Source organism: Magnetococcus marinus MC-1 (assembly GCF_000014865.1).
Taxonomy (GTDB): domain Bacteria; phylum Pseudomonadota; class Magnetococcia; order Magnetococcales; family Magnetococcaceae; genus Magnetococcus; species Magnetococcus marinus.
Genome location: NC_008576.1, coordinates 803,563 through 826,587 on the forward strand (window position 1 = coordinate 803,563; position 23,025 = coordinate 826,587).

The window sequence follows — 23,025 nt, forward strand, 5'->3', positions numbered from 1 at the left end:
GGTGGGGGTTATGCCGTCACAGGCGGAGTTTGTGTGGGATTGTCGCTGGCCCGATCCGGTGGCCTTAAAGGTGGCCAATGATCGTCTGGCCGAGGCTTTGGATGGGGAGCGTGCTGGCCTTAACCCCGCCCTGGAGGTGATGGTTGAGATGGAGTCCGCCGCCCGGGATGACGGCTTGGCCTCGGCCCTGCTGATTACCCCATGGGCCATTGAGCGGGTCTATTGGCTGGGGGCGGGGCAGCTTGCCCCGCCGGTGCAGTCGGCCTATCCTCTAGAGGGGGATGCCCAAGGGCGGGTGGCCGCTGGACAGGGGGTGTTGTTGCACACCGCCAAGGGGGCAACGCCGGTGGTGATCGCATGGGAGCCAGAGACCGGCCACCATTTTGCCCAGGTGTTGCTGCCCCAGGTGCAAAACTACATCAACAGTTATGACGCCATGGCCGCTGCTAAAGCGGTGGGGGGGGCGCAGCCCCACCGCACCAAGCAATCCTTGAGCAACCATCTGGATAAACCGGTTTCGCGGCGGGGTTTGTTTAACCTGTTCCGCTCCTAAGAGAGCAGCTTTTGACTCTGCGCCTGGGTAGGCTCGGGGTCAAAAGCTCCTGTCAGGCGGGGCAGTGGTTTACCCCTCAGGCGGCTTATAAGCGGCTTACCAAGGCCATGGTTAAGGGTAGGGTGAGCATGGCTAAAAGGGTCTGCCCGGTAATCACTTTAGCCATCAAGGGGGCGTCACCGCCCATCTGTTTGGCCAGGATATAGGCGGAGGAGGCTGTGGGCATGGCGAAAAACAGCACCGCGATTTGCAAGCCCATGCCCTGCAAGCCAACCAGCCGTCCCACCCCATAGACCAGCAGCGGCATGAGCATAAATTTAATGAGGGCGGACAGCCCCAGATCCCGCAACACCCCCCGGTCGAGGTGCAGGTGCAGCCCCACACCAACCGCCAATAGCCCCAGGGGCAGGGCGGGTTGACCCAGCAGGTTTAGGCTTGGCCCCAACCAGCCCGGCAGACCAATCCCGCTTATGTTCAGCAATAAACCCACGGTGCAGCCTACAATCAGTGGGTTATGGGCCAGATTACGGCCTATACTACGCCAAGAAAAGGCATCTTCCTTAATTTTTAAGGCAAAAACCCCGACGCATAAAATATTGATCAGGGGGATCATCCAGGCGATGGTCATGGCCGCTAGGGCCAAGCCGGCCTCACCAAAAAGCTGCTCGGCGGCGGAGAGTGCCACGTAGGTATTAAAGCGTATGGCCCCTTGATAGACCGAGGTAAAGCCCGCCCCGCGACGGTGGACCAAGGGGCCAGCCAGCAACATGAGCGCTGTGACCAGCAGCAGGGGGACCACCACCGACAGCGCCAAAGGGGTCACCGCCACATCGTTAAAATTGGCTCCGCCTAAGGTGCGGATTAAGAGCGCCGGAAACAGCAGAAAATAGACAAAACGCTCCGCCAGGGGCCAAAAGTCATCCCCTGGAAAACGCAATAGGTTTAAAACGACCCCGGCCAGCACCAGCAGAAAAACCGGCCCTAAAGCAGCAACGATTTCCAGCATGGGCAGACTCCAATGGGCAAAATTTTAGAGCGGGTAAAGATCAAGAGTGGCCGGGTTGGTTAGGGGCGCTTGCGTCGTTTTTTTTGTAAAAGGACCCAATCTTTAAGATCAGAAAGAAAGAAATAGCGGTTTTCGGCATTATTAAAATGTTTCACCGTGGCGGCGTTTCCTCCATTATAGTGGCGAGAAGCCTCTAAAAAGGGGCGCGGCATGGAGATAACAAAGGCCGAACGGGTGGCGAGCAACTGCATGACCTGCCGGAATAGAAAATGGTAGGGGTCCGGTTGGGGGTGCGGCTCCAGGTGATAAAACTGCTCCTCGGGATAGAGTGAGAAGAGTTTCACAAAATCGTCTAGGTTTGGTTCCTCAGTCGCCATGCTAACCCTATTGTATTCTGTTTCATTAACCATACTGCGCCCATGGGTGTGGGTGGCCTGTAGCAGGGGCCACCATGGCGCTGTTGTGTGGCTTGTGGCAGGCCCTCTGTGGGGGGGCGCCGTTTTAATTAAGCTGCATCCAAACGGGGCAGCGTGGGCGGTCGTATGTGCAAACCCGGTTGGTATTTGCACCCATGTTGGTTCAGCGCCAAGGGCTTTTGGCGCGGTAGGGCATAAAACCCCTCTATGCCTATGAGTGCAGGTTGCCCCTTTGGTTGCGCGGGGGTCCAAAAAATTGGCCCTATCCCTTTTACCAACGTTTTCTCAGCTTAGTATGAGGTTTATTTCATGGCAACGCAAACCCAGGAGCCCCAACTATTGATTGTGGGCTGCAAAAAAATAGGCCGTTTAATGGCGCGTACGGCGGCGACCCTGGGTTGGAGTGTCACGGTCATGGACCAAGATACGCCGCAATACCCCTGGCCCCCCAATGTGGAGAGCATCCCCCACCATTTTTTAAAGACCGAGTTGGGTATACCCCCCAACACCCACGCCATTATAAACCGTGGCCATAAAAAGGATGCGGAGGTGGTGCAGGCTTTGGTTAAGCGGGGGGCTAAGCACATCTATTTAATTGCCTCTGCCACGCGCGGGCAGGAGGTGCTGGACGAGGCCATGGCCGGTTTGGATAAAAAGAGCCAAAAAAAGCTGCAAAAAATGATTTCAGTCCCAGCGGGTTTGGATCTGGGCGGTGAGGATACCGCCAGTATCGCGCTCTCTATTTTGGCGGAGATCCAACTACGCCACCAAGGTGGCAGCGGTGGGGTGCTCAACGACCAGCGCCCTGCCAAATTGGCCAAGGCCACCCCCAGCCAAGCCAACCGCCCCTGCCCGGGTAAAGCGTCATAAGTGACCCCTTCAGATGGAATGGATTGAAGTATGGGCTATTTGAATGATACTGAAACGATAGATATTGAACAACTTGGTGCTGCTCAGTTTGCCAAGCCAATTCAAAGCATGATCCTAGAGGTTACCCCTCCTTTCTCCTTTTCAATTGGAGCACGTTGGGGGGGTGGTAAAAGCTCTACGTTGCGTGCCTTGTGGGCCAGTTTAACACATGGATATGCAACGGATACATCCATAGAAGGTAAACTGCCTGCAAGCTTAGAGTTGGATGCCGAGCAGAAGAAAAAAAAGCGGGGCCTATATGTTAAAACGGTGTGGTTTAATCCTTGGCAACATCAACATGAACAAAACCCGCTAGTGCCTTTGTTGCATGAAATTCGTGAACAAATGCGTCACCAAACCCTTCATCAAGGTTTAGCAGGCTGTGCAACCGTGTTTGAAGCAGGGATACACACCATGGGTGCGCTGATTGATGATGCTCAAAACATATCTTATGGGCGTAATCTTGTCTCATCGGGCAAAACTTTTATGACCCAGGTGCAGAGCGTTGCTCAGCGTAAAGAGAAGCAAAACTTCTCTGGTCGTTTGGAGTCGCAGTATTTCCGCTCGGCTTTTGAGGACGCCGTCATTAAGGTTGTTTCACCAAAACTTGCCACCAAAAGCAATAATCAAACGGGTGTTCGACTGGTCGTATTTATTGATGACCTAGATCGCTGTAGTGATCAAACGGTCTTTACTCTGTTGGAATCAATTAAGCTCTACCTAAGCAGTAAATATTGTATCTTTGTTTTTGGTATGGATCGTGGGCATGTCGAAAATGCTGTGGCAAAGGCCGCCATGTTTACCCCGGTTGAAGCAGCCCAATATGTAGAGAAGCTTTTTCAAACCCGCCTAACCTTACCTTCCCCAAGCCATGATCAGATTAAGAAATTTGTGCAGGAGATGCTCAAAAAGACGGAGGAGTTTAAATCACTCGAAGACGAAAAATTGTCACGTTTGGCGGAGCTGCTTTCTGTGCTGTCACCTAATAATCCACGTTTTATAAAGAATTTAATTAATGGTTTGATTTTGTATAAAAAGCTGTTTTTAGAGAAGGAGAATAATGACAAACAGAGTGAGCTAAAGGATCATATTCATCCATTATTGTTGGTTCATTACCTGCGCACGGTTTTTCCCGATGCCTATGAGCTATTGGCGCAACGCCAAACGGGGGCCTTACAGGCTCTGCTGCATGTGTGTGTTGGTGATGATCCTAGTCAGGATGACCGCAAACGCTACTATGCTAAAATTTTAGAAAATCCTTTAATCTCACCAGAAAATAAGCCCCCTGCTTTTGATGCCGCCGTAAAGCCAAGCATGGATACGGAAGAGTTTCGCCATGTGCGAGCATCCGCTTGGCGGGCAAAAGCTATTCAACGCTTTCGGGATGAGTTTGCCAAAGCCTTTAACCCTAACACACAAGGTGCGGATTCTGTAGAGAGCTCTGCAACGGAAACCGTAGCCGATGGTACGCCGAGGGAGAGCACGACAAGTGTTGAGCCAGAATATGCGAAAATTGAACGCTACTTGGTGTAATTAAACCATGAATAAGAAACAACAAGCCCATTTTCACCATATCTTTACCGATAATGCCCGTGCTCACCAGTGGCGGGAACCGGTCTGTTCATCGTTGGAACAGCACAAGTGGTTGATCCGCTACCGGGAGTGGCTGGTTAAAAACTTCAGCGACGCCAACTTCGCCGGTATTGCCGATGCCAGCCAGCGGACCCCCATGGCCATGGCAAAAATCTATGTGGAAGAACGCTTTGCTGAAATGGAGATCCAGGAACGAGCCGCTCCGGACAAGGTTGCTGAGCAGTTACAACAGCAGCCGGGGTTGGGGCTGGAGGAGTTGCTCATCACTTTTGAAGAGGACAAGCCCATTGGGGTGGATGGCAAGGCGGTGTTGATTGGTCAACCCGGTTCGGGTAAATCGGTTTTGGTGCAGATGTTGGCGACCGCCTGCTCCAGTGCCGCTCGTAACCCTATGAATGAATATCTGGGGCGGCGCATGGTGGTGCCCATTATTCTACGGGAACTCACTTTAAGCAAAGACCTTCATACCCCTATGGATCTGCTCAAGGCTTGGCAGACCAAGGTCAAGGGTAAAACGGGGCAGGATCTGGTGGACCTGGACCATGTGGTGGATCTGCTGGACCGAGGCTGGGGTATTCTCTGTCTGGATGGGGTGGATGAGATCGGTCTGGCCATGCGCCGGCGGATCCGCCGCATCTTTCACGCCTTTTGTATGCGTTTTGATAAAAGTGCGGTGCTGGTTACGGGGCGGCCCGTGGGGTTCGAACAGCTGCCCTATGATTTTAAGCCCTCCAAAAAATGGCTGCAAAGGGTTGCTGATTGGGCGAAGCCACAATCATTATCCAAGCGCCTATTGGTCACCCAAGGTGCCCGGTTACATCAGACGCTCTACATGCGTCCCTTTGACGATGGGCAGATAGAACAGTATGTCAGCCGCTGGTTTAAGGCCCGTTTTCCCAATGATTGGGAGAAACAGCGGCGGCAAAGCGGCAAACTGTTGGGGCCTTTGCAGCACTACCCCGCTTTTCAGGCGATCAAACGTCGCCCCATCTTTCTTGCCAGCCTTACCTTTGTTCACGATGTGCGCGGAGCGCTGCCCCACAGCCACGCCCAGGCCTATGAAGAGATGGTCAAGGCCTATCTCTCCGTGCTTGATACCCATAAAGAGCTGATGGAGGCGCGAAACAGCGGCAACAAAGAGCTAAGCTTTGATTTTAGTGACGATGATAAATGGCGGGTGTTGGAGCGTTTGGCCTACGATCTTCACCATGCCAAAATTGGCTCTACCGGTGGTGGTGAGCGTGCCGTTTTGCATTTGGAGATCACCCACGGCCAGTTTAAGCAGTGGTTGTTGGATCTGTTGGCGGGGGGGAATTACCCGTTAAGCTTCGACCAGGGGGGCGATAGGGCGGCTAATGGAAAGCATGTTGAGGATCTATTGCGCTTTTTCCTGATCCGTGCTGGGCTGTTGGTGGAGCCAGAGGAGGGGGTATTGGGTTTTTCGCACCTCTCGTTCCAAGAGTTTTTGGTGGGCAGCTACATCTACCGGCAGATGGGCAACAATAGCTTTGATTTGGTGGATTTTCTGGAAAAGGAGCTGCTGGTACCGATGGTGACCAAGCCCAAGTGGCACCCGGTGGGGTTGGCCTTTTTTGGCCTACAGAGTGCCAAACAGGCGGGATCACTACAGTATGAGCTGATCAAACGTAGCTGGTTAAACAAACAGGAACAAACCAAGCCTAAAGAGGCGCAAACACAACTGCAATTTCTTAATAAGCTGCTCTCGGAAGGGGAGCCCACCCTCACCCCCAGCCAGCGGCGGGAGATTTGGAGCCACTATTGGGAAAGGGCCCTTCAAGATGCGGGGGAGAGTGGAGGAGATCATGATTGGCTGTCCCTATACGATGAGATTTCCCCCTATTGGGCGTCTTGGCAGGATGAGGTCTATGCCTATATGAAGGCGCAGTTTAACCAGGCCCGCCCGGATGATCCCCTGGGAGTGGCACGGCTAAAACTGCTCAGTGTGGCCCCCGATGATTGGTTGGAGCAGCAGTGGCAGCAGGGGGGCGCACCCCTTGTCCAGTGGATGGAAGCCATTCAACAGAATCGGCATCTGTTTGGCCCGCTGGATCTGCATGGACGTTTTGCCGTCGTTGCAGCACCCTTGTATCGCGAGGTGTTAACGGTGCAAGAGATCTTGCTGGCTACAGAGATCTATCCTCCCCCCGTTTCACTGCTACGGGAGTGGCAGGAAAACGACCGTTTATATCTCTATTCCAGTGCGTATGAGACGTTAAATTGCCCTAGGCAGAGTCGATTGAAATTTTTTGTCTATTGTGATCGGGCACAGGCACAGGCACAGGCACAGGCACAGGCTCAGGAGAGGGATTGGGATCGGGCTCGGGCTCGGGCTTGGGCTCGGGATCGGGCTCTGGATCGGGCTCTGGCTCGGGTTCGGGTTCGGGCTCGGGATCAGGCTCTGGCTCGGGCTCAGGCTCGGGCTCGGGCTCGGGCTCAGGCTCGGGCTCGGGATTGGGCTCTGGCTCGGGCTCTGTATTGGGATCGGGCTCTGGATCGGGCTCTGGATCGGGCTCTGGATCGGGATCGGGATCTGGATTGGGCTCTGGATCTGGATTGGGCTCTGGATCGGGCTCTGTTTCGGGTTCAGGCGCACAATGGGGATCAAGATTTGGATCAAACTGTGAATTTATGGCGGCTTACCGTGACCTCTGTCGCCTCCAGCCCCCTCTATTTTGCCAGCTTGGGGCAACAGTTGCAGCTATGGGCGCAGTTGGGGCAGCAGGATCCAGAAATTGCTGCGCTGTTTGAGCTACCATGGTTTCCCTACCATGCCCTGCAACAGGTGGACACCACCCATGAGCAGGTGGAACCGGTGGAGGCGCTCTGCCATAAACTCTACCGCTACCTGTGCCACTGGCTCAAGGAGCGAGGGGAAGATATGCGCGACCTGCCCGAAAACCTAGAGCTACAGCCTGGGGCGCTGTTTGAACGCTGGCACCCAGATAACCCACGCAACCGTAAATTTTTTACCTATCTGCGGGAAGAACGGCAGCTCACCCCCGCCCACACCCCCCTTGAACACTATTTCTTGGCACTCAAAGAGGCCGGCTGGGACAAAGATAAACAACCCTGGCCCCCCGAGGCGCGGGACGCCTGGATAAGCGATCCTCCCCAATTGCGCACACTGGAGCCAGCCAAAAATCGGTGAAACATGGCCCCTCCACCCAACCCCCGTTGCGTTTTTTGTAACAGATGGGCGGGGGTAAAAAGGGGGGTAGGGCAGGGGTGTCGCCGCAGGCTTCCACCAACAGCGTTGCATGCTAAGCCACAGGCTTGTTTCCTTTTAACCAAAATTACGGTAACTTGTCCGCCCCAAAGGGCGCTGGTTTGCCCGCGCCGGAGCGCAAGCCAACAGGGGCAAACCCGAGCCAAAGCCAGCCAACGCTTAGCAAGTGGCTCGGCATATGTAACATTGTTACAAGGTGTTTCAAAATTTGATTTCCCTCATGCAGGGTTTTGGAGTGATACTCATAACCAGCAGAGCAAACACCGGCCCCACAGGCGCTTCTGTTAAACCGGGTTGTTGCTTAATAGCATAGGGATACGTCGCCCCCGTTGGGTGGACGTTCGCTCTGTGACCGCACCTGCGCACCCCCCCTCCCTCTACGCCCCCGCGCGGGTGTGGTCCAGAACCTTAAAAGGGCATCCTCCTTACGGAAGATGCCCTTTTTCGTGCCGTTGTGGTGGCGACTACGCCACCCCCGCTCGGTCTTTATGGCCCACACAAAAGGCCCACAAGGGCGGGGACGAGCAAGGGAGAGAGACTAGGGAGAGTGGCCAAAGGTTGAAAGAGGGGCTTGAAGGGGGGGCGGTAAACCGTAAGCGCCCATTTATCCCCATCAACTACCCTGCCGGTTCAGCAGCAGATTTCAAATTCCACGGGAGCAACAAGTCGAACTCATCCACGGTTTGCGCTGTGGCGAGGCCCTCAAAGACCTTTGTGAGATAGACGAAGGGCTCCCAACCATTGGCTTTGGCCGTTTCAATCAAACTGTAGAGGTTTGCCGAGGCCTTTGCACCTCGAACAGAGTTGCTGAAGAGCCAATTTTTCCTGCCAATCACAAAGGGGCGAATGGCGTTCTCGGCTCTGTTGTTGTCAATTTCCAGGCGTCCATCATCAAGATATCGAATCAGAGAGGACCACTGATTGGTCAGATATCCCATCGCTTCGCCGAGTTTGCTTTTCGGTAACACCCCTGCTCGATTATCTTCCAGCCAGGTTTTCAACTCATCGATAATGGGGCGGGAACGCTCCTGGCGCACCTTGTAACGTCGCTCTGGAGTAGCCTCTTCCTCACGCAGATCCTTTTCCACAGCGTACAGTTTCCGGATCAGCGACAGTGCCTGCCCAGCCTTGCCTATCTTGCCTTTTTTGGATTTTCCCAACGCTTTGATCGCCTCGTCGAATTGACGACGGGCATGCGCAAAACACCCCATCAGGATCACATCTTCCTGCGCACCCACACCCAGATAACCTGCATACCCATCCGTTTGCAACCAGCCTTTATAGCCCGCCAACAGCCGTTTCGGAACCTCGGCACCGCGTGTGGGATCGTAATCAAACAAAATCACCGGACTACCCGGGGGACCACCTCGCTGTACCCACATATAGGAGTTGCTGGCTGCAACTTTATCTTTTTCCTTAAGCACTTGAATCGTAGTTTCATCCATCTGCAGGATATCGTAATCCAGCATCTTGTCCCGCATCAGATTGATCAACGGCTGCACCAGTTGGCCGCACTGGATCATCCAATTGGCCAGCGTGGTTCGACAGACATCAATCCCTGCACGGGTCAGAATGGCGCCCTGTCGATAGAGCGGTAACCCATCGGCATACTTGGATACCGCCACATGGGCCAATAGAGCAGCTGTAGCCAACGCCTTGGGAATGGGACGTTTGGGTGTAGGGGCCGTCTTCACGCCCTGTTTGCAATGAGGACAGCCATATTTGATCTGGATGTGCCGCAATACCTGCACCTTGGCCGGAATAATATCCAGTTGCTCGCTGGTCTCACGGCCAATCTCGACCAAATGGTGACCATCCAGGCCACAAACCAATGCCGACTCAGGCAACTCATGAATGATATCCACCCGGGGTAGCCACTCTGGCAATGGCTTGCGCCCTTTGGACTTCACTTTGCGGCTATGGGCAGGAACCTGGATCTCTTCGGCATCCTCTTCAGGTTCCTCGGCAGCCGTCACTTCTGCCTCATCGAACAGACCCAACTGACGGGGATCGCTCTTCTCACTGGAACGCCCAAACCGCTTGGCAATGAGAATATTCAGCTTCTCCCTCAGAAGCTGGGCTTCATGCTCCATACGCTTGCTTTTGTCCTGTAAAAGGACATTTTCAGCCTGCAAGGAAAGTATTATTTCCCGCAAAGCGGCAGGGTCATCAGGGAGTGTCTTTGGTAGCGTTTTCATAGCCGAAATTATACCAAAAAAACCGCCTTAACACTCTATACAATCGAAGAAAAATGCAGTTTATTGTGACCCTTCATTGCCGCCAGGTTGTAGCCATCAAGTAGCCAATTCAGCTGCCGCCCCGTGATTTGGATTTCTGCGGCACCTCCCTGGCGCAACCAGTGAAATCGGTCCTTTTCCAGCCGCTTTTGCCACAGGCAGAAGCCATTACGTTCCCAGTAAAGGATTTTCACCTTGTCCAATGATCGATTGCGAAACACGAACAGAGCCTCATCAAAGGGATTCAACTCCAGTTCTGCCTCCACCAATGCAGCCAGTCCGTTGATCCCCTTCCTGAAATCCACCGGCTCCAAACAAAGATGGACGACAGAAATATCCGGCGATGGGCGCATCATCACAAGGCTGCCACAGATCGCAGGACAGAGAGCAAGCTCTCGCCACCATTCCCTGACCACTCCACCGTCATACCATTTGGGAACTGAATCCGGCAGACCCCTGCTGAAGACTTTGAACTCAATTCCAATCGCTGAAAACGTCGCTTGCCTGATCCTGACTCTTCCAGAAAACCCATTTGCGTCAGCTTGCGCTTCCAAAAATACAACGATGGAAGGCTCAGCTTATGGACTTCAGCGTACTCCTTAATGGTGCCGACCTCAGAACGACAACTGCGTAAATGATCCAGCCAGTACCGCTGCTTCTCACTCAGCACAGACGCCTCAATTGATTTGTCTTCCATGTTCGCCTCCTAAAATTTTGAATTTCAGAAAGCGTGACATACCTTCAGATCAAACTGAACCCTGGGGATAAATGGGCGCTTACGGTAAACCGCTGGGCTATCACCGCAAGCCCCCGCCTATTGGGTGATGTCACGGTTGGGGCGGTGACACGGGTTGGGGTGGTGGCATCTCCACGGTTAGGGTGTCGGCCCGGCCCAACAGTTTAAACGACAGCGGCGCGGGGGGCGGATCTCGATTGAGCAAACTCGGGTGGATAAGCTGTAACGCAAAGGCATGCTTGCCCAACGCATGTATGCTGCCCGAACCCCGTAGCTGTAGATCCCCCGCCTGAATCTGTAACTGCTTGAAATCCAAATTTCCTTGGTGGTAGAGCAGGTGGGTCTGTAGTGTATCCCAGGCGAAGCTGGCTTGGGGGGCCGCCACCATTTTTTCCCGCAGGCTGCCATCCAGCAGCGCCCGTAAAAACAGCGCCCCATCAATCCCCACCACTTGACCCGGCTCAATACGTAAATCGGCACTGGCCAGCACGTTGGCAGGCGTTAGGGCCGCCCCTTCATCCATCTGCACATGCAACTCGCCCTCGCCAAACAGCAGACCCTCGACCCGCAAAGAGCGTTGGATGGGCGGGCTAGTCGGGCTTATGCGATCCAACAAAGAGACCTGCTCTGCAACCACCTCCTGCAACTTTTCAACCGAGATGCCCGAACCGCTTACAAAAGCGTGTAGCGCTGGTGTGCCATCGGTATGGCGCACATGGGCCAAGCCCGAAAGATGCCCCCCCGCCATGTTTAACTGCATGCGGTTGATGGTAAAATGGCTCTTTAAATCACTATCAAAAAACAGGGTCAGTTTTTCCCACGGCCAGCGCTCTAATTTGCCCTCGGGGGCGCGTATCTGGCCGGTGATCTCAAAGGGGCTCCGCTTACCCTTGCCCTCATTTAAACGCAGCTCAATATGGGCCTGACCTTGGGGGTGCCACCTCTGTAAGGTGGGAAACATCTCCGCCAGCTGTTCCAGCTTCCAGCGCCCCACCGCCCGCAACTGCGGGGTGGGCGAGAGCGCCCCAGAGAGCTTGAAAATGTTGGAGCTGTTGGGTTGGGAGATGGTCAGCGACTCCAACTGGGTACCCAAATCCGTTGCCAGCAGGCGGCTGCGAATGGTCAAGGGTAGATCTTCGGCCTTTTGTACATAGGGCAGGCGCTCCATGGCGGCACCGGTTAAATCCAACTCGGTGGTCAGGGTCAGACGCTGGGGATAACTGCCCTGCACCTTTAACAGCCCCGTAACCTCCCCATCATGCAAGGCTAGGGGTTGACGCAATCCCTGGGGCAGCAAAAAGACTGGTACCGGATTAAGACTTTTGAGCGTCAGGTTGGCACTGGTGCCCCGGTTGACCGTGGCGCGTCCAGAAATCTCCAACAGGGGGCGGCCATTTTGATAGAGGTAAAACTCTTGAATTTTCAGCTCAAGGGCTTGCCGGTGCAGACGCAGGGTCGATTTTTGCCGCAACGTCAGATCCAACGGCGGCATGCGCTCTTCATGATCTTCATGCCCGACGGGGGGCAGGTTTTGCAGATCTTCCAAGCGAAAGTTAATGGTGCTGTTGAGCCCCTTCTCCAAACTGCCATGCACCAGCGCGGTAAAGTTACCCCGGCCTATCTGGGTGGTGTTGGAAAAATTGGGAAGAATATCCGACAGACGCCCCATCTCGATCGTTTTGGCATCGGCATTGAGCAAAATGGGCATGGTCGCCAGATCGTGATTTTTGGGTAATGGCCCCACTCGTCCAGTGATGGTAAAGGGAATATGCTGAAAACGGCCCAGCACACGCAGGGTCGATTCGCGGCTAGGCCCCAGCTCCAACATGTTAATCAGCAGTTGATCTATGCGTAGCGGTGGGCGGCCTGGCTGGGAAGAGTGAATGGCGATGGTGCCATCTCGCACCTCTAAGCGGCCAAGATGAAAGCCGCTCAGATTGTCAAACAGCCCTTGGATCATGCGCTGCGCCCGTTGGGCGTCCTGTTTGAGCAGTTCTAGGGGGTTTTGCTCAGGATCATCACTGACCAAATTAATAAAGGGGCGCACCATAACTACGGAACTAAAGGTGGGGCTCTTGTCCAATAAAAAGTCCAGCCCCACCCCGAGATCCAGCGCTTCTACCTCCATAAGGGGGCGTGGATTGGTGTCATTGTCATAAACTTTAAACTGCTCTAGGCGCAGGGTTACACCGGCGGATGGGGTGAAACTCACCCCACCTACGGAAATTTTTTTGCCGGTCACGGCCTCTAGGGTCTTCACCACCTTGTGCTGATAGGGGGCGGGATCCAGATGGTCGGACAGAAAAAAGAGGGTGGCGCCCAAACCCGCCACCATCACCAATAAAATTCCGTAGAGTAAGCGCCTGGGGCGTTTCATCCGCCGAGCTTTTGCTTGAGCAGTTTGTTTAGTTCCGCTGGATTGGCCTTGCCTTGGGTGGCTTTCATCACCTGACCGATAAAAAAGCCAAACAGTTTCTCTTGGCCACCGCGATATTGCTCAACCTGGGTACTATTGAGGGCCAAAACCTTATCAATGGCGGCCTCAATGGCACCGCTGTCGGTGATCTGTTTAAGCCCCTTCTCTTCAATAATGGTGTCGGGATCACTGCCGCTTTCAAACATGCTGGCAAACACCTCTTTGGCAATTTTGCCCGAGATGGTGTTATCCAGAATACGCACCACCATTTTAGCCAGATTGGTCGCACTCACCGGCGATTGCTCAATCTCTTTATTCTCTTTATTCAGCAGCGCCAACAGCTCAACCGTTACCCAGTTGGCGCAGATTTTGGGGTCATTTTGTCCCCCCGCCTTAACCTGCTCCACCACCGTTTCATAGTAGCGAGAGAGGGCGCGGCTGGTGGTTAACACCGAAGCATCGTAGTGGGAGAGGCCATAGGCCGTTTCAAACCGCTCCCGCTTAGCATCGGGCAGCTCGGGCAGGGTGGCCTTGACGGTGGCAATCTGCTGCTCACTCAATACCAATAGTGGCAGGTCGGGCTCGGGGAAATAGCGGTAGTCGTGGGCATCCTCTTTACTGCGCATGGAGCGGGTTTCGTTGAGGTTGGCGTCATAGAGCCGGGTCTCCTGTACAATGCTACCCCCCTCTTCTAAAATATCAATGTGGCGTTCGGCTTCCAACTCAATGGCGCGCATGACATTGCGGATGGAGTTTAGGTTTTTCAGCTCGCAGCGGGTACCGAGTTTGGGGTCGCCTTTTTTACGCACCGACACGTTGGCGTCGCAGCGGAACGAGCCTTGTTCCATGTTGCCATCGCACACTTCCAGGTAGCGCACGATGGAGCGTAATTTTTTCAGGTAGGCCCCGGCCTCTTCGGGGGTGGACATATCCGGTTCGGAGACAATCTCCATCAGCGGTACGCCGGTACGGTTAAGGTCAACCCAGGTACCCCCAACCACCCCTTCGTGAATGGATTTACCGGCGTCGACCTCCATATGAATACGGGTAATGCCCACCACTTTAGCAGGTACATCCTTATCTTCGATCAACACCTTGCCATGTTCAACAATGGGCAGCTCAAACTGGGTGATCTGATAGCCCGATGGTAGGTCGGGGTAAAAATAGTTTTTACGGCTAAATTCGCTTTGCATGCGAACCTCGCCTTCAATGGCCAAACCGGTTTTGATCGCCATATTGACGGCTTCTTTGTTCAATACCGGAAGCACACCTGGAAAACCACTGCAAACAGGGCAGATTTGGGTATTAGCGGGGGCTCCGAACGCGGTGGAGCAGCCGCAGAAAATTTTGGATTGGGTCAACATCTGGGCATGTACTTCCAGACCAATGACCATTTCATATGCCGGATCGATACTCATGATTTCATCATCCGTTGCGGTTACGTAGGTTGGTGCTGTTAGCCCAAGTGGACGCGGCGTTTGTGCCAGTCGGTCTGGCGCTGGTAGGCGTCGGCACTGCGTAGCAGGGTCTCCTCATCCAGGGGGCGACCGATAAGCTGCATGCCAATGGGTAAGCCTTTGCTGTCAAAGCCGCAGGGCACAGAGATGCCCGGCAGGCCAGCCAAATTGACGTTAATGGTGTAAATATCCGATAGATACATCTGTACCGGATCATCTTTTTCGCCAAACTTAAACGCGGTGGTGGGCGAGGTGGGGGTTAAGATAAGATCCACCTTTTCAAAGGCTGCTTTAAACTCGTCTGCGATCAAGCGGCGGGCTTGTTGGGCTTTGCGATAATAGGCATCGTAGTAACCCGATGAGAGCACATAGGTACCTAGCATGATGCGGCGTTTGACCTCATCCCCAAACCCTTCGGAGCGGCTGCGGAAGTAGAGGTCGCGAATATCTTTGGGTTCCTCGCAGCGGTAGCCAAATTTAACCCCATCATAGCGGGCGAGGTTAGAGCTGCACTCTGCGGGAGAGATGATGTAGTAGGTGGGAATGGCATAACCGCTGTTGGGCAACGAGATGGGCACCAGTTCTGCGCCCATGGCTTGGTATTGCTGTTGGGCGGTTTCGATGGCGGCCCGCACTTCATCGTTGAGCCCGTCGCCAAAATATTCGGCGGCGATACCGATTTTCAGCCCCTTGACGTCGCCGGTCAGGGCTTGGGTAAAATCGGGAGCGGGGCTCTGGATGGAGGTTGAGTCTTTAGGGTCATAGCTAACCATGACGTTGAGCAGCATGGCGGCATCTTCGGCGGTACGGGTCATGGGGCCGGCCTGATCCAGAGATGAGGCAAAGGCGATGATCCCGTAGCGGGAGCAGCGACCGTAGGTGGGTTTAAGCCCGGTTAAGTTGGTTAAAGAGGCGGGCTGTCGGATGGAGCCGCCGGTATCGGTACCGGTGGCGCAGATGGCCATATTGGCGGCGATGGCCGCTGAGCTACCACCGGAGGAGCCGCCGGGGGTGCGTTGGGTATCCCACGGATTGCGGGAGGCACCGAAGTAGCTGGTTTCGGTGGAAGAGCCCATGGCGAACTCGTCCAGGTTGGTTTTGCCCAGGATGACGGCACCGGCTTGGCGCAGGTGGGTGGTGATGGTGGCGTCAAAGGGGGGGATAAAATTTTCCAGCATGCGTGAGGAGCAGGTGGTACGCATGTCGGTGGTATTAAAAATATCCTTATGGGCGATGGGGATGCCGGTTAAGGGTGCGCCATTACCAGCGGCGATGCGGGCATCGGCTGCTTGGGCGGCGGCGAGGGCTTTTTCGGCATCCACGGTGACGAAGGCGTTAATGGTTGGGTTATGCTTGGCGATTTGGTCCAGGCAAGCCTGGGTTAACTCCACCGAGGAGATCTCCTTGGTGGCCAACTTATCGGCAGCTTCCCGTAGGGTTAGTTCATTCAGTGCCACGATATTAGCTCCGATTATTCGATAACTTTGGGAACGCGGAAGTGACCTTTTTCGGCATCAGGGGCATTGGCGAGCATGGTGTCGCGTTGGTTGCCGTTGGTGACCACATCGTCCCGTTGGGGGATAGCCATATCCACGGCGTGGGACATGGGTTTAACCCCTTCAGTAGGGAGTTTGCTGAGGGCATCCATTAGGTCGACAATGCGGGAGATTTGGCCGGAAAAGCGTTCGGTCTCTTCTTCATTGAACTGTAATCGGGCCAGGTTGGCCACGTGTTGTACGGTCTCTTTGGTAACGGACATGTCCGACTCCGAAGGGGGGGTAGGGAAACATAGGCTAAAGAGAGAAAAACTAACACAGCGGGGCTTCTGCATCAATAAGGGTGGATGTTTAGGCGATTGATTTTTGGCTTTGGGCTTGTGCTTGAGGGGGGGGTGTGCTGATTTTTGGGTGTAGTGTGAATAACGGTGTGGGTTTTTATTCTTAAAAAAGGTTGGAGGGGGGGAGAAGTTCTTTGTTTCCCCTCAGGAATTTGCTTTTGATTTTTGAGATGTTGAAAAATTGAGTCTGTAGGGGAGTTGTTTTTAGTATTAAAAAAAGGTTAGAGGGGGGTCTGGGGGGAGAAGTTCTCTGTCTCCCCTCAGGGTTTTGCTTTTGATTTTTTTGAGATGTTGAAAAATTGAGTCTGTAGGGGAGTTGTTTTTAGTATTAAAAAAAGGTTAGAGGGGGGTCTGGGGGGAGAAGTTCTCTGTTTCCCCTCAGGTTTTTGCTTTTGATTTTTTTGAGATGTCGAAAAATTGAGTCTGTAGGGGAGTTGTTTTTAGTATTAAAAAAAGGTTAGAGGGGGGTCTGGGGGGAGAAGTTCTCTGTCTCCCCCCAGGGTTTTGCTTTTGATTTTTTGATTTTTTGATTTTTTTGCTTTTAGGCTCGCCCTTCGCTAGGGGAGCTAAGCGGCGTCTTTTTGCCGCTTAGCGACCAGCGAGCCAGCCTTTTAATTCCCTAAAGGGGGGAACATTGAGTCTTTTTTCAATGTTCCCCCCTTTAGGGAATGCCAAATGCCCCAGCGGGGGTTGGTTCTAGGCTGGGCTTGGGGGGGTGCAGATGTTTCTACCCCAACGCCCGTCTGCCCTTGCATGGTTTCTACCCCAGCGCCCGTCTGCCCTTGCATGGTTTCTACCCCAACGCCCGTCTGCCCTTGCATGGTTTCTACCCCAGCCACCATGTGCCCAACCGCCCGCCACGCTGGCGCGTGACATCGCTACCCCTCGCCCCGTACCGCGCCCCTACAAAATCCCGGCTCTCTTAAAAAAAACCTGCGCCCTTGCTCCATCGGTACGTGGCTAAAAGATCAAAAGATCTCAGGGCTTCGCCCCGAACCCCACTGGGCGCTGCCCAGACCCGGCAGGGCGCCGCCCTGCACCCGCTGGGCGGGCAAGCAGAGCTTCCCCCCAGACCCCCCAATCCCTTTTACTAATGAGACTCCCTGGGTATATGGGCATTCAAAACCCCTCAACAATTCCCGCTACCACCTCCGCCCCTTGCATGGTTTCTACCCCAACGCCCGTCTGCCCTTGCATGGTTTCTACCCCAGCCACCATGTGCCCAACCGCCCGCCACGCTGGCGCGTGACATCGCTACCCCTCGCCCCGTACCGCGCCCCTACAAAATCCCGGCTCTCTTAAAAAAAACCTGCGCCCTTGCTCCATCGGTACGTGGCTAAAAGATCAAAAGATCTCAGGGCTTCGCCCCGAACCCCACTGGGCGCTGCCCAGACCCGGCAGGGCGCCGCCCTGCACCCGCTGGGCGGGCAAGCAGAGCTTCCCCCCAGACCCCCCAATCCCTTTTACTAATGAGACTCCCTGGGTATATGGGCATTCAAAACCCCTCAACAATTCCCGCTACCACCTCCGCCCCTTGCATGGTTTCTACCCCAGCCACCATGTGCCCAACCGCCCGCCACGCTGGCGCGTGACATCGCTACCCCTCGCCCCGTACCGCGCCCCTACAAAATCCCGGCTCTCTTAAAAAAAAACCTGCGCCCTTGCTCCATCGGTACGGGGCTAAAAGATCAAAAGATCTCAGGGCTTCGCCCCGAACCCCACTGGGCGCTGCCCAGACCCGGCAGGGCGCCGCCCTGCACCCGCTGGGCGGGCAAGCAGAGCTTCCCCCCAGACCCCCCAATCCCTTTTAATAATGAGACTCCCTGGGTATATGGGCATTCAAAACCCCTCAACAATTCCCGCTACCACCTCCGCCCCTTGCATGGTTTCTACCCCAGCCACCATGTGCCCAACCGCCCGCCACGCTGGCGCGTGACATCGCTACCCCTCGCCCCGTACCGCGCCCCTACAAAATCCCGGCTCTCTTAAAAAAAAACCTGCGCCCTTGCTCCATCGGTACGGGGCTAAAAGATCAAAAGATCTCAGGGCTTCGCCCCGAACCCCACTGGGCGCTGCCCAGACCCGGCAGGGCGCCGCCCTGCACCCGCTGGGCGGGCAAGCAGAGCTTCCCCCCAGACCCCCCAATCCCTTTTAATAATGAGACTCCCTGGGTATATGGGCATTCAAAACCCCTCAACAATTCCCGCTACCACCTCCGCCCGTGCAAACCCCATAAAAAACCCGCCATCTCCATTACGAGGGCGGGTTTTTTACTCTGCTTGTTCTAACGCTATGCCACAACCCCAACCGCCTCACCAGACGCCCGCTTCTGCTTGGGCTTCTTCGCAGCAGCCAACTCACGACGCTCGTTCAACCACTTAACGCCCATCAAAATAAAGCCCAACGCAATGAACGCTCCCGGCGGTAACACAAACCCCAATGCAGGATGAAAACCAGACCATGACATCACATCATAACCAAAAATCTCACCCGCACCCAAAATCTCACGCACAGCACCCAATACAAACAACGCAAACGTAAACCCTAAACCCGTCGCTATACCATCAATCGCCGACTTCCCCACCGAATTGCGCGATGCAAACGCCTCCGCACGACCCAAAATCGCACAATTCACCACAATCAACGGGATAAACAAACCCAATATCTTGTGCAAATCATGCAACCACGCATTCATGCATAAATCCACAATCGTCACAAACGACGCAATCACCACAATATAACTCGGTATGCGTACCTCCGACGGTATGTAACTACGTACCATCGCCACCACCACATTGGCCCCCAATAATACCACCAATGAAGCTAATCCCATACCAATACCGTTCATCGCCGTCGTCGTCACACCCAATAACGGACACATACCCAGTAACTGCGCAAAAACCGCATTGTTGTTCCAAAAACCATTGGCAACAATCTCTCGATTGGTTATCTCACTCATCACATACGCTCCCTAGAACCTAGTGAGCCGCTTGCGCGGGCTGCACAGCTACCGGCTCAGCTTGAGCAAATATCTGGGCCTGATGCTTAACAAAAAACTCCAAACCATACTTCACAGACTTAACCACCGCCCGCGGCGTAATGGTCGCACCCGCAAATTGATCAAACCCACCACCATCCTTCTTCACACCCCACTTGAAAGTATCAAGACGCTTGCCCCGAAAACTCTCCGCCCAATCCGACTTGCTCGCCTCAATCTTATCCCCCAAGCCAGGCGTCTCCTTGTGGTTCACAACCTGAATACCCGTCACCGTGCCATCCACAGACACCGCCATAATCGTATCAATATCCCCCGAATAACCATCCGGTGCCGTCACCACAAAAGCCGCCGCCATGGCCTGATCACCCTTGCGCGAACGGTAAAACTTAACCGGCGTGCCCTTCTTGTTCAAACCCACATCCGCTAACATCACCGTGTCCTCAACCGGATCATTGTCATACCCAACCGGCAAAACACTGCGTAACGCCTTCAATGTGTCCAAACGTACCGCCTCAGCAATCGCACCTTCTGTAGCAGCGTTGGTCGTCGCCAAAATCGTCGTCGCAATGGCACCCACCGCCATCAACACCAGACCCATGCGAATAAAACTAGGCATTGGCCTTCTCCTTCTTGGACTTACCATAAACCACCGGCTTGGTGTACTGATCAATCAACGGCACCGCCGTGTTCATAATCACCACCGCAAAAGATACCCCCTCAGGATACCCCCCCCAAGTACGAATCACATAGGTCAACACCCCACATAACCCGCCAAAAATTAACATACCCCTAGGCGTCACCGGCGATGTCACCATGTCGGTGGCCATAAAAAAAGCCCCCAAAAGCAAACCACCCGTCACCAAATGAAACAGCGGATCTGGATAAACATCACCATTAATCAGCCACATCACCGTCGCCGGAATAACCGTACCCAAAATCATCGAAACCGGTATGTGCCACGTGATCAAACCCTTGCGGATCATCCATATGCCGCCAGCCACCAACGCCAACGCCGACGTCTCACCCAACGAACCACCAATGTCCCCCGCAATCGAGTGAGAAAAACTAAAGCCAAAATCCCCACCCAAAGCCTCCGCAACACTCTTGCCCAACCCCGTCTCAATACGGTAATGCCCCAACGGCGTCGCCGCCGTAATGCTGTCCATCACCACACTGCCGTAATCCCCCGCAAAAATAATCGAAAAGGATTGCGCCAATGAAAAAGAGTCCGCCGCAAAAAGAGGGCTAATCTGTGGCCAAGTGGTCAACTGCACAGGGAACGAAATCAACAAAAATACCCGCGCAATCAACGCAGGGTTAAACATGTTGTAACCCAACCCCCCATACACCGACTTGCCAACCCCAATCGCAAATACCCCCCCCACCACACATATCCACCAGGGCGAATGGGGCGGTAAGGTCAATGCCAATAACAAGCCGGTCAAAATCGCCGAATAATCCCCAATGGTCGAGGGACGCCCCCTTAACATATTGGTCAACCGCTCCATCACCACACACGAAAGCACGGTCAACACAATCACCAACAGCGCAGGCCAGCCAAACAGAAAGATTGATAACAAGGTCGCCGGTGCCAAGGCCTTGATCACATTCAACATCACCTTGTCGACCGAGTCGCCCCCATGCACGTGGGGCGACGAAGAGGTCATAAGAGTCATTAGCTTTCTTCCCAGCATCTCGGGTGGAGCTCCGCGCTCCGCTTCGGTAGAGGTAAACCCTATCCCCCACCTCATCCAACCCCGCCTATAAAAGGCCCAGGGATCGACTACTCACCAGCAGCCTCGCGGGCTGCTTTCGCCGCCTTAGCCGCTGCCGCCGCCGCCTTGGCTTTGGCAATCTTGGCCGCTTTTTCATCCACTTCCGCTGACACAACCGGCTCAGCAGCCACCTCGCCAGCACGACCCGCCTCGCGGGCCGCCTTAGCCGCTGCCGCCGCCGCTTTGGCCTTGGCAATCTTGGCCGCTTTTTCATCCATACCCGCCGCCACAACCGGCTCAGCCCCACCACTCTCAGCCTTAGCCGCCTTAGCCGCCGCTACCGCCGCTTTGGCCTTGGCAATCTTGGCGGCCTTCTCTTCACCAGCTTCGGCACCTTCATCCGTAGCGGCTACAGCAGCTGCGGGCTCTTTGGCTGCCCCGCGATTGGCTTTAAGAGCAGCCTTTTTTGCCTCTCTCGCCGCCTTTTCAGCCGCGACCCGCCTCTCTTTCATCTCCGTACGGACCTTAATCACATCCGAACGGTGCTTGGCCCGCTTCTTACCCTGTATCGCAAATTTGCCATACCGGAAATAGTGCACCAACGGTATCGACGAAGGGCAGACATACGAGCAAGTACCACACTCAATACAATCAAATAGATCATGATCCGCTAAAGCATCAAACTGATCATTCTTAGCCAACCACGCCATCTCGTTGGGCATCAAGCTCATGGGGCAAACATTCACGCACTTGGCACAGCGAATACAGGGACCTTCAGGATTATCCGTGGTCTCCTGCTTCTCCAACACCAACAGCCCCGACGTCCCCTTAACCACCGGTGCAGCCAAACTCTGCAAGGCGACACCCATCATGGGACCACCCATCACCAGCTTAGCCATGCTGGAACGGCTGCCCCCGCACTGCTTGAGCAGGTCCCCAACCGTGGTGCCCAACAGACACTCCACATTGGCCGGACGATTAATCGCCCGCCCCGTCACCGTCACCACCCGCTTGAGCAACGGCATGCCATCCACAATGGCCTCTTTAATGGCAATGGCCGTGGCAATGTTGTGACACACCACCCCAACATCAATGGGCAGTCCACCAGAAGGTACCTGACGCCCCGTCAATACCTCAATCAACTGCTTTTCCGAACCCTGAGGATACATCACCGGCAATACCCGCACCGATATGTTTTTCTCCCCCTCCACCGCACGCTTCATCGCCGCAATGGCACCGGGTTTATTATCCTCAATACCAATCACCGCCTCTTTGCAGTGCAAGGCGTGCAGCATGATGCGCACCCCCGTCACAATTAACCCGCTGCGCTCTTCCATCAAACGCGCATCACAAGTTAAATAGGGCTCGCACTCCACCCCATTAAGCACCAGCAACTCAACCTTCTTCTCCCCCGGCGGCGAAAGCTTGACATGACTCGGAAAAGTCGCCCCACCCAAGCCCACAATGCCCGCATGACGCACCGCATCACGTATCTGCGCCGGTTCCAGGCTAAAGGGATCCGTACAGCCCTGGATCCCATCAATCAGGCGATCCTCGCCATCGGGGTCCAACACCGCACACAGCATGGGCAACCCAGAAGGATGCCCCACCGCATGCTCTACAAAATCCACAATCGTACCCGAGGTCGGCGCATGCACCGGGGCCGATATAAAGCCGTCTGGCTTGCCAATCAACTGCCCCTTGAGCACCTTGTCACCAATACCAACCGCCGGATCACAAGGACGGCCAATATGCTGATGTAACGGCACATAGAGCCTGGCCGGTATGGGCATGCTCTCAATACGGCACGCCGCCGTCAGATCTTTGTTCTCATCGGGGTGTACGCCACCATGAAAGGCACGTAACACCTGCTGCAAAATACCCATGGAATATCCTCACAGAGCG

General features: G+C 54.6%; 17 protein-coding genes. 4 read left to right on the forward strand and 13 right to left on the reverse strand.

The genetic code is table 11. The annotated features are described in order from the left end of the window. The first annotated feature begins 10 nt into the window (after nt 1-10). On the forward strand, nt 11-553 hold the full coding sequence (locus tag MMC1_RS03435) for a hypothetical protein (protein WP_011712355.1): 543 nt from the start codon (nt 11-13) through the stop codon (nt 551-553). 85 nt (nt 554-638) lie between these two features. Here the strand turns inward: MMC1_RS03435 and MMC1_RS03440 are convergent, their stop codons facing one another. Next, complete coding sequence (locus MMC1_RS03440; RefSeq protein ID WP_011712356.1) at nt 639-1,559, reverse strand: AEC family transporter; 921 nt, start codon at nt 1,557-1,559, stop codon at nt 639-641. Nucleotides 1,560-1,618: 59 nt separating this feature from the next. Beyond that, on the reverse strand, nt 1,619-1,936 hold the full coding sequence (locus MMC1_RS03445; RefSeq protein ID WP_011712357.1) for a hypothetical protein: 318 nt from the start codon (nt 1,934-1,936) through the stop codon (nt 1,619-1,621). Nucleotides 1,937-2,284: 348 nt separating this feature from the next. Between MMC1_RS03445 and MMC1_RS03450 the strand changes: the two genes are divergently transcribed. Genes MMC1_RS03450 through MMC1_RS20855 form a run of 3 tightly spaced genes read left to right on the forward strand, consistent with a single transcriptional unit; the run spans nt 2,285 to nt 7,646 of the window. Continuing rightward, a complete protein-coding gene (locus MMC1_RS03450) occupies nt 2,285-2,845 on the forward strand; it encodes an XdhC family protein (protein ID WP_011712358.1) in 561 nt (186 codons plus the stop codon). A 30-nt stretch (nt 2,846-2,875) separates the two neighbouring features. Continuing rightward, complete coding sequence (locus MMC1_RS03455; RefSeq protein WP_011712359.1) at nt 2,876-4,417, forward strand: KAP family P-loop NTPase fold protein; 1,542 nt, start codon at nt 2,876-2,878, stop codon at nt 4,415-4,417. A 7-nt stretch (nt 4,418-4,424) separates the two neighbouring features. Further along, nucleotides 4,425-7,646, forward strand: a complete 3,222-nt coding sequence (locus MMC1_RS20855; protein WP_011712360.1) for an NACHT domain-containing protein — start codon at nt 4,425-4,427, stop codon at nt 7,644-7,646. A 695-nt stretch (nt 7,647-8,341) separates the two neighbouring features. On the opposite strand, the gene tnpC is transcribed toward MMC1_RS20855, so the two are convergent. From tnpC to rsxC, 11 genes are all read right to left on the reverse strand, one after another. Further along, a complete protein-coding gene (tnpC, locus tag MMC1_RS03465; protein WP_011712020.1) occupies nt 8,342-9,922 on the reverse strand; it encodes an IS66 family transposase in 1,581 nt (526 codons plus the stop codon). 35 nt (nt 9,923-9,957) lie between these two features. Then, nucleotides 9,958-10,317, reverse strand: coding sequence for an IS66 family insertion sequence element accessory protein TnpB (gene tnpB, locus MMC1_RS03470; protein WP_011712019.1), 360 nt, complete (start codon nt 10,315-10,317; stop codon nt 9,958-9,960). Next, nucleotides 10,317-10,658: an IS66 family insertion sequence element accessory protein TnpA gene (gene tnpA, locus MMC1_RS03475; protein WP_011712018.1), complete on the reverse strand. Its 342-nt coding sequence runs from the start codon at nt 10,656-10,658 to the stop codon at nt 10,317-10,319. The genes tnpB and tnpA overlap by 1 nt, the downstream gene beginning before the upstream one ends. Nucleotides 10,659-10,788: 130 nt before the next feature. Continuing rightward, complete coding sequence (locus MMC1_RS03480; RefSeq protein WP_011712361.1) at nt 10,789-13,074, reverse strand: AsmA family protein; 2,286 nt, start codon at nt 13,072-13,074, stop codon at nt 10,789-10,791. Continuing rightward, on the reverse strand, nt 13,071-14,531 hold the full coding sequence (gene gatB / locus MMC1_RS03485) for an Asp-tRNA(Asn)/Glu-tRNA(Gln) amidotransferase subunit GatB (RefSeq protein ID WP_011712362.1): 1,461 nt from the start codon (nt 14,529-14,531) through the stop codon (nt 13,071-13,073). The genes MMC1_RS03480 and gatB overlap by 4 nt, the downstream gene beginning before the upstream one ends. A 38-nt stretch (nt 14,532-14,569) precedes the next feature. Continuing rightward, on the reverse strand, nt 14,570-16,021 hold the full coding sequence (gene gatA, locus MMC1_RS03490) for an Asp-tRNA(Asn)/Glu-tRNA(Gln) amidotransferase subunit GatA (RefSeq protein ID WP_041641913.1): 1,452 nt from the start codon (nt 16,019-16,021) through the stop codon (nt 14,570-14,572). A gap of 20 nt (nt 16,022-16,041) precedes the next feature. Further along, the gene (gene gatC, locus MMC1_RS03495) at nt 16,042-16,329 is read right to left on the reverse strand and encodes an Asp-tRNA(Asn)/Glu-tRNA(Gln) amidotransferase subunit GatC (RefSeq protein ID WP_011712364.1); all 288 of its coding nucleotides are present in this window, start codon (nt 16,327-16,329) and stop codon (nt 16,042-16,044) included. A gap of 2,368 nt (nt 16,330-18,697) precedes the next feature. Next, entirely contained in the window at nt 18,698-19,366 is a 669-nt protein-coding gene (locus MMC1_RS03505) for an RnfABCDGE type electron transport complex subunit E (protein WP_011712366.1), read from the reverse strand. Between the two features lie 19 nt (nt 19,367-19,385). Next, nucleotides 19,386-20,021, reverse strand: a complete 636-nt coding sequence (gene rsxG, locus MMC1_RS03510) for an electron transport complex subunit RsxG (RefSeq protein WP_011712367.1) — start codon at nt 20,019-20,021, stop codon at nt 19,386-19,388. Beyond that, nucleotides 20,014-21,081, reverse strand: a complete 1,068-nt coding sequence (locus MMC1_RS03515) for an RnfABCDGE type electron transport complex subunit D (RefSeq protein ID WP_011712368.1) — start codon at nt 21,079-21,081, stop codon at nt 20,014-20,016. Before MMC1_RS03515 ends, rsxG begins: the two co-directional genes overlap by 8 nt. A 107-nt stretch (nt 21,082-21,188) precedes the next feature. Beyond that, nucleotides 21,189-23,006: an electron transport complex subunit RsxC gene (rsxC, locus tag MMC1_RS03520; protein ID WP_011712369.1), complete on the reverse strand. Its 1,818-nt coding sequence runs from the start codon at nt 23,004-23,006 to the stop codon at nt 21,189-21,191. Nucleotides 23,007-23,025: the final 19 nt, after the last annotated feature.